The sequence below is a fragment of the Streptomyces sp. PSU-S4-23 genome, from assembly GCF_055632315.1.
The window spans coordinates 4,635,946-4,648,006 of sequence record NZ_JBVMUU010000002.1; the positions used below are offsets into that span (position 1 = coordinate 4,635,946).

Sequence of the window (12,061 nt, forward strand, 5' to 3'; positions counted from 1 at the left end):
TATGCCCAGGTACGGGGCTCGGTATGCGGGACGGTTCGCGGCTCTCCTTCGAGGGCGTCGTACAGGACAATGGGCCTGTGCTGGAGATGACGCGCGAGGAGTTCGAGGAACTGGTCGCCGAGGCGCTCGACCGGATCCCGCCGGAGCTGACGCGGCTGATGGACAACGTGGCGGTGTTCGTCGAGGACGAACCGCCCGCCGGCGACCCCGAGCTGCTCGGGCTGTACGAAGGCACCCCGCTGACGGACCGCGGGGAGTGGTACGCGGGGGTGCTGCCGGACCGCATCACGATCTACCGGGGGCCGACCCTGCGGATGTGCGGGACGCGCGAGGACGTGGTGGCCGAGACCGAGGTGACGGTCGTGCACGAGATCGCGCATCACTTCGGGATCGACGATGCCCGGCTGCACGCGCTCGGATACGGGTGACCTCGGTCTGCGGATCGCCTGACGTTCTCCGTGCGGGGCGCGTGTCCTCGCACGGACGGCGGGAGTTGGGCAGGGGGACTTCCCGGACCTTCCCCAAGCTCTCGGCCGCGCTCCAGCGGGAGAGCCCCATCGGAGGTGGCTGCCCGTGCGCGCCTGCAACGTACCCGTCCGTCTGGCCGCCACGGTCATGGCCGTCGCCGCGGCCGTCGGCTGCATGAGCGTGGGGGACGACGCGGGCAGCCCCTCCCCGTCCCACTCGGCGGGCCGGCACGGCGGGGCCGCGCGGGGCGGGGCGCCGGGGATGGGCGGGCGCGGGATCGGGGACCGGGACGGCACGCAGCCCAAGGGGGGTTCACCCGGGCCGGACGAGTCCGGGCGCTCCGGGTCGCCGTCCGCGTCGGCGTCCGGGCGCGGCGCCAAGGACGGGAAGGGTCGGCCGACGGACAAGGGGACGGCGCAGAACGGCACGGGCGGCGGCGGTGCGGTGCCGCCGCCCGCGCCCACGGATCAGCAGCCGACCCCCACGCAGACGCCGGCGGATCCCTCGCCGACACAGGTGCCGGATCCTTCGTCGCCGCCCCCGACGACCGCGGAGCCGTCGTCCTCCGCCCATGAGCAGACCGCGCAGCTGCTGCGCACGCGGGTGCCGGCACCCCGGGCCGGGGAGCCGGTCCGCGGCCGCCGGCGGCTGGCGCGGCGTCCCGCCTCCGGCTGACGGACGGGCCGGGCGCCCTCCGCGGGGCGTCCTGTGGTGGGGGTCACCCGCCGAGGGGAGGGCTCGGTTTGCGCTGGGCGGGGGCGGGTGCGTATGGTGGTAGATCGTTTGATCCCATTTGCCCGGCGCCGGTAAAGACGCGCCGCGTGTGGCGCGTACTCTCCCTTGCCGTGGCCGGACCGCATCGAGGCGGTCGATTGCGACTTCACGGATGTTTGGGCGCGTGCCGTGAACTCCGGAAGGTTCGCATTTCGCATGTCTGTCGTCAGTAGTGAGCACGTCGTCCTGACCGAGACCACGGAGGCCACCGAGGCCGCCGAGGCCGGCACCGAGGCGGCCGACACCGCTCCCCAGATCACCTTCGCCGATCTCGGACTGCCCGAGGGCGTCGTCCGCAAGCTCGCACAGAACGGTGTGACCGTCCCCTTCCCGATCCAGGCCGCGACCATCCCGGACGCCCTGGCCGGCAAGGACATCCTCGGCCGCGGCCGGACCGGGTCCGGCAAGACGCTGTCCTTCGGCCTGCCGGCCCTGGCCACGCTGGCCGGCGGCCACACCGAGAAGAAGAGGCCGCGGGCCGTGATCCTCACGCCGACCCGCGAGCTGGCCATGCAGGTCGCGGACGCGCTGCAGCCCTACGGCGACGTGCTGGGGCTGAAGATGAAGGTCGTCTGCGGCGGCACGTCCATGGGCAACCAGATCTACGCCCTCGAGCGCGGGGTGGACGTCCTGGTCGCCACGCCGGGCCGGCTGCGCGACGTCATCAACCGCGGCGCCTGCTCCCTGGAGGACGTGCAGATCGCCGTGCTCGACGAGGCCGACCAGATGTCCGACCTGGGCTTCCTGCCCGAGGTCACCGAACTGCTCGACCAGGTCCCGGCCGGCGGCCAGCGGATGCTCTTCTCCGCCACCATGGAGAACGAGATCCGGACGCTCGTCGACCGGTACCTGAACGCGCCGGTGAGCCACGAGGTGGACGCGGCCCAGGGGGCCGTGACGACCATGTCGCACCACATCCTCATCGTGAAGCCGAAGGACAAGGCGCCGGTCACCGCCGCCATCGCCTCCCGCAAGGGACGCACCATCGTCTTCGTCCGCACGCAGCTCGGCGCGGACCGCGTCGCCGAGCAGCTGCGCGACGCCGGTGTGCGGGCGGACGCGCTGCACGGCGGCATGACCCAGGGCGCGCGCACCCGGACGCTGGCCGACTTCAAGGAGGGCTACGTCAGCGTGCTCGTCGCGACCGACGTAGCGGCGCGCGGCATCCACGTCGACGGGATCGACCTCGTGCTCAACGTGGACCCCGCCGGGGACCACAAGGACTATCTGCACCGCGCCGGGCGTACGGCTCGTGCGGGCCGTACGGGCACGGTCGTCTCCCTCGCCCTGCCGCACCAGCGGCGGCAGATCTTCCGGCTGATGGAGGACGCGGGCGTGGACGCCTCGCGCCACATCATCCAGGGCGGGGCCGCGTTCGACCCCGAGGTCGCCGACATCACCGGTGCCCGCTCCATGACGGAGGTGCAGGCCGAGTCCGCCGGGAACGCCGCCCAGCAGGCCGAACGTGAAGTCGCCGAGCTCACGAAGCAGTTGGAGCGGGCCACGCGGCGCGCCGCCGAACTGCGCGGTGAGGCCGACCGGTTGACCGCGCGGGCCGCGCGGGAGCGTGGCGAGGACCCGGAGGCGGCGCTCGCGGCGGCTTCGGCCGCCGTCGAACCGGCCCACGAGGACCCGGCCGCGGACGCGGCGCCGGTCCCCGAGGTGTCCCTGCCGGAGCAGCCGACGGCGCCGGACGCCGGACGGGCGGAGCGGGCCGGCCGGGGCGAGCGCGAGGAGCGCACGGCCGGATCGTGGTCGTACGAGCGCCGTGAGCGCCGTGACGAGCGGGGCGGTTTCGACCGTGACCGTGACCGTGACCGGGACCGTCGCTTCGACCGCGACCGTGGCGACCGTGGCTTCGAGCGCCGGGACGGTGACCGCGATCGTGGCGGGCGTTCGTTCGAGCGGCGTGACGACCGTGGCGGTTTCCGCCGTGACGGCGACCGTGACCGCGACCGGGACCGTCGCTTCGACCGCGACCGTGGCGACCGTGGCGACCGTGGCTTCGAGCGCCGGGACGGTGACCGCGATCGTGGCGGGCGTTCGTTCGAGCGGCGTGACGACCGTGGTGGCTTCCGCCGTGGCGGCGACCGTGACCGTGATCGTGACCGTCGTCCCTTCGACCGTGACCGTCGTGACGGCGAGCGGCGTCCGTTCGAGCGGCGTGACGACCGCGGCGGTTTCCGCCGTGACGGCGAGCGGCGGCCCTTCGAGCGGCGCGACGAGCGCGGCGGGCACCGGGGCAGCGACCGCCCGTTCAACCGCGACCGCCAGGGCGACCGCCCCGGCTTCCGCTCCGCCACCCACGACCGCCCCTACGACCGCCCCTACGGCCGCCGTGACGACCACCGCGGCACGGGCACGTTCGGCCGCCGCGAGGACAAGCCGCGCTGGAAGCGCAACGGCTGACGCGGGGTCGGGCCGACGGCTCAGCCGGCGGCACGGCACCCACGGGCACGAGCGCCGTGGCCCCCGCGGAACCGGGGGCCAGGGCGCCGGGCACGCCCCGGGCGTGGGCCCATTCGCAGGATCTCGGCCGTCGGCGTGGCCGGGACACCGATACCCGATCGGCGTCCCGCCTTCCTCCGGCTATGCTCGGGGAGGCACCATCGCCAGGGCCCTTAGCTCAATTGGCAGAGCAGTGGACTTTTAATCCATTGGTTGTGGGTTCGAGTCCCACAGGGCCTACGGGCTGTAGGCGGGGGTTAACCCCTCTGACCTGCTACGCAGCGCTCGGGCCGACTTCGGTCGGCTCGGGCGCTGCTTCGTTTTCGGGCCCGTGCGTGAGCGATGCGTGAGCGGATGTGTCCGTGGCCTGCGGATCGGCTGCGGCTTGGGCGGACGGTTCGGCAGCTGCCGGACGCGACCGGGGGATCATCTTCGCCGCCTTCTCGGCGATTTCACGGCCCAGTTCAGGGAGCAGGCTCGTGCACGTGTCGGAGGTCAGCGTGATGGTGGGCTGCCGGAGCGTCAGAATCCGTCGATACGACTGCCGGCGCTCTCCGCAGCCACCTCGGTAATGGTTCCCAGGTGTCACTGGGCGGTTGGAGGTGGTCGGCAGCGTTCTCGGCTCTGCTGCGCGGGCAGTCATCGAGAGGCCCTGCCGGCGCGGCCGAGCACGGGAAGGGCGGCAGCCAGGACGAGCGCCGCGGTGCCGGAGACCAGCAGGGGTATGTGCCCGTCGGTACCCCAGGCCAGTCCGGCCCACAGGCCGGCGAGGAGGACGGCGGCGCCGATCGCGCCCTGGTAGAGCCCCTGGGCGGTGCCCTGCGCCCGGTCAGGGACGAGGGTGGAGATCCAGGCTTTGCCGACGCCGTCGGTGCAGGCGTTGAAGCCGCCGTACAGCGGCAGCACCACGAACACCACCCAGGGGGCGTGGATGAGGCCGAGGCCGAGATAGCCGATGGCGAAGAACAGCAGCCCGGCGGCGAACACGAGCGGGCGGGGCAGCCGGTCGGAGAGTGCCCCGGCCGGGTAGGAGAGGGCGGCGTAGGCGAGGTTGTAGACGGCGTAGGCCCCGACGACCCCGGCGGTGGACAGGCCGAGGTCGTGGGCGCGCAACAGGAGCAGGGCGTCGGGGAAGTTGACCAGGTTGAAGCAGGTCAGGACGGCCAGCACCCGCCAGTAGGGGCGGGGCAGGGTGCGCCACGGCACGCGGGTGGCCGCTTTGCCGGTGGTGCCCTTGTCCGGGGCGTGCCGTGGGTCGCGGACGGCGGCGACCAGCGCGACCGAGGCGATGGCCGGGATCACCGCCACCCAGAACAGGGGCCGCAGGTGGTGGTCGAGTGCCTCATACAGGGCCAGGCCCGCGAGCGGGCCGACGACCGCGCCGGCGGTGTCGGCGGCGCGGTGCAGTCCGAATACCTTGCCGCGCTGGGCGCCCGGGACGTCTTCGACGAGCAGGGCGTCGCGGGGTGCCCCGCGCATGCCTTTGCCCAGCCGGTCGGTGATGCGGGCGACGAGGACCAGGGGCCAGGCGGTGGCGAGGGCGATGAGCAGTTTGCCGAGTGCGGCCAGCCCGTAGCCGGTGCCGATCAGGGGACGGCGGGCGAAGCGGTCGGCCAGCCGTCCGGCGGCGACCTTGGTGATCGAGGCGGCGCCCTCGGCCGCGCCCTCGATGGCGCCGACGGCGGCGGGCGGGGCGCCGAGGACCGCGGTCAGGAAGATCGGCAGGATCGGGTAGAGGAGTTCGCTGGCGGCGTCCTGGAGGAAGGACACCCCGCACAGCACCTTGACGTTGCGGGTCAGCCACGCCGGGCGGTTCCCGGACTGAGGCGCTGCGGTGGCGGGTTCGGTCACGGGTGCAGGATCTCCAGGAAGCGGCCGAGCGCGGTGGTGGTGTCGGCCAGCGCCAGGGCCGTCACGCCGACCAGGGCGGCGGCGAGCAGGGCGGCGCCCCGGCGGGTCTCCGGGCTGCCGCCCTGGAGGGCCCGCACGCGGGCGCTGACCTGGTGGCGCAGGTAGCCCAGCGCGGCGGCGGGACCGCCTCGGCGAGTGGCGGTGGCCAGCGCGGCGCGGGCCAGGGAGCGGGCCGCGAGCGGGCGGTCGGCCACGGCCCGGGCGGCATCCTCGTCCGCCCAGCGTTCCACCGCGAAGGCCAGTTGGTCCCGCACCGGCCGCAGCAGGGGGTTGAGGGCACAGGCCAGCTCGCCGAGCGCGGTGTAGCGGTGATGGCGGTGGATCACATGGGCGCGCTCGTGGGCCAGCAGCACCGTGCGCTCCGCCGCAGGCAGGGCGCGCAGCATGCCGGAGCTGACCACGATGCGCCCCGGTCGGCCGGGCAGGGCGCAGGCGTCCGCGTGGTCGTCGTCCAGCACGATCAGGTCGCCCGCTGCCGGCAGGCTCCGCAGGGCGGCCAGGGCCCGCACGTCGCGACGGCGCCGCCATGCGGCCCGGGCCAGCCGGGCCAGGCCGCAGGCGAGCAGGGCGGCGGCCGGCACACCCAGGGAGCGGGGGACGGGGTCGGTGGCGGCGAGCGCGGTCGGATCGGGGCGTGTGTAGGCGACGACCTCGCCGACGCGGCCCAGGCCACCGGCGGCCAGCACCACCAGGCCCCATGCCGTGGCCACGGCCGCGATCACGGCGGTGGTGGCCAGCGTCCGGGCGGCGAGTTCCGGCGCAAGCCGTCGGGCCAGCCGGGGGCCGGCCGCGGCCAGGACCGCGGGCGCCAGCAGCAGGAGGTAGACCGTCAGGTACACGAGCGAGAGCGCCTTTCCCGGCAGGTCAGTCCGCGGAACCGAGCAGGGCCCGCAGCGCAGCCTGCTCGTCACTGTCGAGGCCGCCGACGAAGCGCTGCAGCACCTCGGCGCGGCGGCCGGTGCGGCGCAGGGCGGCGTTCATCTCCTCCGCCGCCGACTCCGCTGCTTCCCGGCTGGGGGTGTAGGCGTGCGCGCGTCCGGCGGGCTCTCGGTCGAGCAGCCCCTTGGCGTGCAGTCGGCCGAGTACGGTCAGCACCGTCTTGTAGGCGAGGCCGCCTCCGAGCGCGGTGTGCACCTGGGCGGCGGTCATCGGCCCGTCTTCGGCCCACAGCGTGGCCATGACCTCGGCCTCCAACGCCCCGGCCGGACGCCTGGCGCTCGCCTCGGTGGCCGGCTGGTCCTGCGGGCTCGGCATGATCGGCTCCTTCTCTCCTGCCCCGTGTGACGAGGCTGCGGCAGTCCTTTGTCGCACATCCTGTAGGAGTCAGGCTAGTCTCACAGCGTGTAGGACTTCGCGGGCTCCCGGCTTCCCGTGAAGCACTCCGTCTCGCCCGGGCACCAAGGAGAACAGTTTTGGCTTCGACCGCTTCGACCGCGCGGACCGCTTCGACCGCGCGGACCGCTTCGACCGCGCGGACCGCTTCGACCGCGCGGACCGCTTCGACCCGGTGGACGGCGCGGGCCGCCGCCCTGGCCCTGCCGCTCGCCATATCGCTGGCCGCGATGCCCGCCGCCCACGCCGACACCCTCGCCGAGGGCCACTACACCCCCTACGACCAGGGCGTACGGCATGTCGCCACCCTCGCCGGCTACCTCTCCTACGGGCTGATGGCGCTGGCGGTCTGCTTCGGCATCCTGACCACCACCGGCTGGGCCCGCCGCAGCGTCCGCCGCGAGACTCTCTACGGCGGGCACATGATGCTCGCGGTGATCTGCCTGGCCTTCGGCTGGATCCACGGCATCGCCTACGCCTTCCAGACCGGCCGGCACTTCTCCTACGTCAACGTGGTCATCCCGTTCGTCGACGGCGGCGAGCCGGAGGTCGCCTTCGGCATCATCGGCCTGGAACTCGGCCTCGCGGTCGCCGTGTCGATCTGGGTCCAGCGCAGGCTCGGCTACCGCCGCTGGCACCTGGTGCACTACCTCGCCTACCCCGCCTTCGGCCTGTCGCTGCTGCACACCATCACCGCCTCCGCCGAGGTCCAGGCGCTCGGCCTGCTCGGCATCTTCGTGCTCGGCATCGCCGCCGCCCCGATCCTGCTGTTCGTGCTGCGGCTGCTGCCGGCGACCACCGCGGTCGCCACCCGCATCACCCCGCAGGAGGTGTGACGTGTCCGGATCCCACGCCGTCGGCTTCCACACGGCCGTGAACCCCTTCGGCCCGCACATCGCCGTCCCCGCTGAGGCCCCGCTCGCCGCGGCAGTGCGGGCGGTGAAGATCAGCGTCGACAACAACCACTGCGAGTTGTACGGCATCTGCCAGCAGGAAGCCTCGCAGGTCTTCGACCTCGGCCCCGACGGCCGGCTGCGCTACGACACCGCTCCTGACGCCTCGCAGACCCTGGCGGTGCGTCAGGCGGCCCGCTGCTGCCCGATGCAGGCCATCACCCTCGCCGAGGAGGGGCGATGAGCGCGGCCACCGACCGGATCGCCGTCGTCGGCACCGGCCTCGCCGGCCTGTCCGCCGCCGAGCGGCTGCGCGAGATCGGCTGGCGCGGCGAGATCACCATGATCGGCGAGGAGCCGCACCGCCCCTACAACCGCACCCCGCTCTCCAAGCAGCTCCTGACCGGCGACCGCCAGCCCCCCGACCTGGCCCTGGCCACGTACACCGAGCTGGACGCAGCCTGGCGCCCGGGCACCCGCGCACTGGACCTGGACATCGAACGACGGGAACTGCTGCTGCCCGGGAACGAGCGGCTGGCGTTCGACGGGCTGATCATCGCCTCCGGCGTCGAACCCCGCCACCTTCCCGGTGCCCCGCTGCACTCGGACCGGGTGTGGATGCTGCGCACCCTGGCCGACGCCCGCAACGTCGATGCCGCCCTCGCCGGTGCTCGGCATGTGGCGGTGATCGGCGGCGGGTTCATCGGCTGCGAGATCGCCTGCTCAGCCCGCACCCGCGCCCTGGACGTCACCCTCATCGACGTCAGCCCCACCCTCCTGCACCGCGCCCTGGGGCCGGCACTGGGAGCGGCCGTCGGCGACCTGCACCGCGACCACGGCGTCAAGCTGCACCTCGGCGTCGGCGTCTCCGGCTGGTCGGAGGACAAGCGCGGCGTGACCGTGCAACTGGACGACGGCGAGCGGGTCCGGGCGGACGCCGCCGTGGTCGGTGTGGGCACGGTGCCGCGCACCGACTGGCTGTGGCACACCGGCCTGGACCTGACCGACGGCGTGCTGTGCGGACCGACCACCCACGCAATGGGCGGCGACGGGTACGCGATCGACGGGATCGTCGCCGCCGGTGATGTGGCCCGCTGGCCCAACCTCCGCTTCGACGACACCCCGCGCCGCGTCGAGCACTGGATCAACGCCATCGAGATGGGCCGCCACGCCGCCGACGCCCTCCTCCAAGGGCCCCAGGCCGCCACCCCGTTCACGCCGGTGCCCCGCTTCTGGTCCCACCAGCACGGCGTACGCATCCAGGCCGTCGGCATGCCCGGCCTGGGCACCGACATGACCATCCTCGACGGCGACCCCGTCAAGCGCCGCACGGTCGCCGGATACACCCGCCCCGGACCCGACGGCACCCCGGTGCTGGTCGGCGCGGTCGCACTCGACTCGCCACGCTCCCTGCTCGGTTACCGCGACCTGATCGGCCACCCGCCGGCTTCTGCGCGCAGGCGGCGCCGGGCCGCCGCCTGACGGTCATACCCGTGATGCCGCACCCCGCAAGCCGCCGGCGCCCCTCCCCTCCCGGGGGCCCGGCTGCCCCGCCGGCCCTTTCGGCAGGTTCCTGGCCGCCGCCGGACCGGGTGTCGCCGAAGGCTCTTCAGCGGCGGCGCACGGCGTCGGCGCAGCGGGCGTGGATGCGGCCCGACCCGGCGGCGACACCGGACGGGCCGACGTGGTCGTAGGGCCGCGACTCGTCGCCGTCGCGGATCGGCTGGTCGCAGGCGAGGCACATCGTGACGCCGGTGAGCGTCTCGTAGTGGTCGACGAGGGCGTTCAGTGAGCGGGCCAGGCGCCGGGCGTGGGTGATGGCGCCGCCGGGCGCGGGGCTCGGTGCGGCGGCGAGTTTCTGGCGGGCCTCTCCCAGACAGGCGAGCGCGCAGTAGCGGGGGATGCTGTCCTTCGGCAGGCGCGCGGCCAGCCGCTCCACCTCGGGCATGAGCAGCGCCATGTGACCGCGCAGCAGTTCGGTGGGCTCCGTCTCGCCGGTCGCGGGCGGGTCGGTGCTCTCGGCGATCAGGCGGCGTGCCGTGGCGCGCATCGTGTCGACGTCCAGCGGCACGGTGCTGCCGGCGGCCTCCACGGTGCCCGTCACCGGCGCTCGCCCTCGTGGCAGCAGGGCAGAGCGCAGCGCTCCGGCGTGGGCTCGCAGCCGTGCGGCAGGCTCAGCACGGTGCCGCCGTCCCGCGTGACCGAGCCGTCCCGGCCCACCCGGTAGACGCGGATGGTCATTTCGGCACCGGGTTCTGCCGGGACGTTCGGTTGCACGGTGTCGACGCTCCTTCGCAGCGTTGGCCACGCCCCCGGACGTTGTCGCGGGCTCTTTGCGTAACTCCCGACGCTAGGAACTGACGGCCTCCGTCCGCCACACATGTGCAGGGTTTTGCGCGCGAGTTCAGGCGCCACCGGCTCTGGCCGCTTCGCGCTCTTGACGGCATGGCGGGCTGGCGAAACGGTCATGCACACGGCTGCACAGAGCGATCGCGGGAGGCTGACGTGCCACTACAGTTCGTTGGGATCGACCCCGACACCGAGACCGGCGACAGTCCGACGGTGTGGATCGACACGGACAAGCAGGAGCTCCTCTTCCAGGGCTGGACCGCCACACCGGACGAGGAGGCGCGCATCTACGGCGAGGCCGGCACGGCTCCTGGGCACGCTTCTGGTGTCCCGCCCCACGAGACGATCATCCGGATTCCCGCACGCATGGTGCACCTCATCAGGAAGGCATGCGATGACCTCGAACGTTCCGCCTATCGGTGAACTGCTCGATGCCACCCGGCACTCCGCGGTGCACCTGGAGATGCGGGACGTCTACGTCGTCTCCAGAGAGACCAGCGAGTTCCAGCGCTGGCTGAGGACCGGCGAGCGTCCTGACGACCCGGAGGCGGACTACTGGAGGCAGTGGACGAACGCCGTACGGCGGACCGTGGACCGCGGCGTGGTCGTGCGCCGGGCCCGGATCGTCTCGGAGCCGGTCACCGACTACATCCGGTACGAGCACGCCGGTACCCCGGTCAACCTTGCGGCCGGGGAGCAGGTCCGCTGGCTGCCGCGCCGGTGCGCCTCGGACATCGCACTGCCGGGCAACGACTTCTGGCTGTTCGACGGCAAGCTGGTCCGCTTCGGGTTCTTCAGCGGCGAGGGGGACCTCGTCGGCCATGCTCTCGACGAGGACCCGGCCACTGTGAAGCTGTGCACATCCGCGTTCGAGGCGGTGTGGAGACGGGCGATTCCGCACGACGAGTACGAGATCCACTGATTCACGCACCGGGACAGGCCACTTCATGCCCGCATCACCGTCGACGTCGGCGCAGGCCGCGCGAGAGACCGTAGGAAGGCGACTGAAAGAGCTGCGGCAGGACGCCGGGCTGACAGTGGTCCAACTGGCCCAGCGGTGCGGCTGGCACTACGCCAAGACCTCCCGCATCGAGAACGCCCGCACCTCGCCCTCCGTCGCCGACATCCGGGCCTGGTGCGAGGCATGCGACGCCGGCGACCAGGCGGCCGACCTGGTTGCCGCATCCCGCAACGCCGAGTCCATGTACACCGAATGGCGCCGCAAGATCCGTACCGGGCTGCGTCAGGTGCAGGAGTCCTACGGAGACCTGTTCAGGAAGACCCGCCTGTTCCGCATCTACTCGTCGAGGATCGTGCCCGGCCTGGTGCAGACGGAGGGCTACGCGGCGGCGCTGCTGCACACCATCGCGGCCTTCCACGGTGCGCCGGACGACTCGGCCGAGGCCGCCGCCGCTCGCCTGCAGCGTTCCCGGGTCATCCACGAACCCGGCCGCCGGTTCGTGCTGCTCGTGGAGGAGGCGGCGCTGTACTACCGGATGGGCGACTCCGAGGCGATGGCGGCGCAGCTCGGGCATCTGCTGACGGTGGGTGCGCTGCCGGCCGTGTCGTTGGGCGTCATCCCCTCCGATCTGCCGGAGCGGCCCATTCGGCCCCTGGAGGCGTTCCACGTCTACGACGACAGCCTTGTCGCGATAGAGCTGCTGACGGCCCGTGTGACCGTCGGCCAGCCGTCCGAGGTGGCCGAGTACCTGAAGGCGTTCGAGCAGTTGCGGGCCCTGGCCGTGTACGGAGCGGAGGCGCGCGCCCTGATCGTGAAGGCCATCGACGCGCTGCGCTGATCCGGCACGACGGAACGCGGCCGCCCGACGGCCGGCTGCCGCAGCGCCGCTTCCGCGCCCGCGTTTGTCGGTGGCCACGGGCTGGGC

At 73.3% G+C, this 12,061-nt stretch carries 14 protein-coding genes and 1 tRNA gene; 10 read left to right on the forward strand and 5 right to left on the reverse strand.

Annotated elements, in window-relative coordinates:
- Positions 1-77 precede the first annotated feature (77 nt).
- The 4 genes from ACZ79I_RS21280 (at position 78) to ACZ79I_RS21295 (ending at position 3,930) form a co-directional block, all read left to right on the forward strand.
- On the forward strand, positions 78-428 hold the full coding sequence (locus ACZ79I_RS21280; RefSeq protein ID WP_471499076.1) for a metallopeptidase family protein: 351 nt from the start codon (positions 78-80) through the stop codon (positions 426-428).
- 145 nt (positions 429-573) lie between these two features.
- Entirely contained in the window at positions 574-1,143 is a 570-nt protein-coding gene (locus ACZ79I_RS21285; RefSeq protein ID WP_471499077.1) for a hypothetical protein, read from the forward strand.
- Positions 1,144-1,398: 255 nt separating this feature from the next.
- Positions 1,399-3,651: a DEAD/DEAH box helicase gene (locus ACZ79I_RS21290; protein ID WP_471499078.1), complete on the forward strand. Its 2,253-nt coding sequence runs from the start codon at positions 1,399-1,401 to the stop codon at positions 3,649-3,651.
- 206 nt (positions 3,652-3,857) lie between these two features.
- A tRNA-Lys gene (locus tag ACZ79I_RS21295) sits at positions 3,858-3,930 on the forward strand.
- Positions 3,931-4,329: 399 nt separating this feature from the next.
- Here the strand turns inward: ACZ79I_RS21295 and ACZ79I_RS21300 are convergent.
- The 3 genes from ACZ79I_RS21300 to ACZ79I_RS21310 are packed head-to-tail and all read right to left on the reverse strand — an operon-like array spanning position 4,330 to position 6,855.
- On the reverse strand, positions 4,330-5,541 hold the full coding sequence (locus ACZ79I_RS21300) for an MFS transporter (protein WP_471499079.1): 1,212 nt from the start codon (positions 5,539-5,541) through the stop codon (positions 4,330-4,332).
- Positions 5,538-6,440, reverse strand: coding sequence for a M56 family metallopeptidase (locus ACZ79I_RS21305; protein WP_471499080.1), 903 nt, complete (start codon positions 6,438-6,440; stop codon positions 5,538-5,540). Before ACZ79I_RS21305 ends, ACZ79I_RS21300 begins: the two co-directional genes overlap by 4 nt.
- A 25-nt stretch (positions 6,441-6,465) precedes the next feature.
- Positions 6,466-6,855 carry a BlaI/MecI/CopY family transcriptional regulator gene (locus ACZ79I_RS21310; RefSeq protein WP_471499081.1) on the reverse strand — a complete coding sequence of 130 codons (390 nt, stop codon included), beginning with the start codon at positions 6,853-6,855 and terminating at the stop codon, positions 6,466-6,468.
- A gap of 158 nt (positions 6,856-7,013) precedes the next feature.
- On the opposite strand from ACZ79I_RS21310, the gene ACZ79I_RS21315 reads away from it, so the two are divergent.
- From ACZ79I_RS21315 to ACZ79I_RS21325, 3 genes are read left to right on the forward strand one after another with little or no spacing between them, the layout of a single operon-like run.
- Entirely contained in the window at positions 7,014-7,769 is a 756-nt protein-coding gene (locus ACZ79I_RS21315) for a ferric reductase-like transmembrane domain-containing protein (RefSeq protein WP_471499082.1), read from the forward strand.
- Between the two features lies 1 nt (position 7,770).
- Positions 7,771-8,070 (forward strand): ferredoxin, encoded by a 300-nt coding sequence (locus ACZ79I_RS21320; RefSeq protein WP_471499083.1) that lies wholly within the window; start codon positions 7,771-7,773, stop codon positions 8,068-8,070.
- Complete coding sequence (locus ACZ79I_RS21325) at positions 8,067-9,308, forward strand: NAD(P)/FAD-dependent oxidoreductase (RefSeq protein WP_471499084.1); 1,242 nt, start codon at positions 8,067-8,069, stop codon at positions 9,306-9,308. Before ACZ79I_RS21320 ends, ACZ79I_RS21325 begins: the two co-directional genes overlap by 4 nt.
- Positions 9,309-9,435: 127 nt before the next feature.
- On the opposite strand, the gene ACZ79I_RS21330 is transcribed toward ACZ79I_RS21325, so the two are convergent.
- Both ACZ79I_RS21330 and ACZ79I_RS21335 read right to left on the reverse strand, forming a co-directional pair.
- A complete protein-coding gene (locus ACZ79I_RS21330; protein ID WP_471499085.1) occupies positions 9,436-9,930 on the reverse strand; it encodes a DUF6415 family natural product biosynthesis protein in 495 nt (164 codons plus the stop codon).
- Positions 9,927-10,103 carry a hypothetical protein gene (locus ACZ79I_RS21335; RefSeq protein WP_471499086.1) on the reverse strand — a complete coding sequence of 59 codons (177 nt, stop codon included), beginning with the start codon at positions 10,101-10,103 and terminating at the stop codon, positions 9,927-9,929. Before ACZ79I_RS21335 ends, ACZ79I_RS21330 begins: the two co-directional genes overlap by 4 nt.
- A 228-nt stretch (positions 10,104-10,331) precedes the next feature.
- On the opposite strand from ACZ79I_RS21335, the gene ACZ79I_RS21340 reads away from it, so the two are divergent.
- From ACZ79I_RS21340 to ACZ79I_RS21350, 3 genes are read left to right on the forward strand one after another with little or no spacing between them, the layout of a single operon-like run.
- Positions 10,332-10,598: a hypothetical protein gene (locus ACZ79I_RS21340; RefSeq protein WP_471499087.1), complete on the forward strand. Its 267-nt coding sequence runs from the start codon at positions 10,332-10,334 to the stop codon at positions 10,596-10,598.
- On the forward strand, positions 10,570-11,097 hold the full coding sequence (locus tag ACZ79I_RS21345) for a DUF6879 family protein (RefSeq protein WP_471499088.1): 528 nt from the start codon (positions 10,570-10,572) through the stop codon (positions 11,095-11,097). The genes ACZ79I_RS21340 and ACZ79I_RS21345 overlap by 29 nt, the downstream gene beginning before the upstream one ends.
- Positions 11,098-11,122: 25 nt before the next feature.
- Positions 11,123-11,974, forward strand: a complete 852-nt coding sequence (locus ACZ79I_RS21350; RefSeq protein WP_471499089.1) for a helix-turn-helix domain-containing protein — start codon at positions 11,123-11,125, stop codon at positions 11,972-11,974.
- Positions 11,975-12,061: the final 87 nt, after the last annotated feature.

Excerpts from the sequence above, each read along its gene's own strand:
- ACZ79I_RS21345 (WP_471499088.1), top strand. The coding sequence starts at position 10,570 with ATGACCTCGAACGTTCCGCCTATCGGTGAACTGCTCGATGCCACCCGG.
- ACZ79I_RS21290 (WP_471499078.1), top strand. The coding sequence starts at position 1,399 with ATGTCTGTCGTCAGTAGTGAGCACGTCGTCCTGACCGAGACCACGGAG.
- ACZ79I_RS21350 (WP_471499089.1), top strand. The coding sequence starts at position 11,123 with ATGCCCGCATCACCGTCGACGTCGGCGCAGGCCGCGCGAGAGACCGTA.
- ACZ79I_RS21310 (WP_471499081.1), bottom strand. The coding sequence starts at position 6,855 with ATGCCGAGCCCGCAGGACCAGCCGGCCACCGAGGCGAGCGCCAGGCGT.
- ACZ79I_RS21325 (WP_471499084.1), top strand. The coding sequence starts at position 8,067 with ATGAGCGCGGCCACCGACCGGATCGCCGTCGTCGGCACCGGCCTCGCC.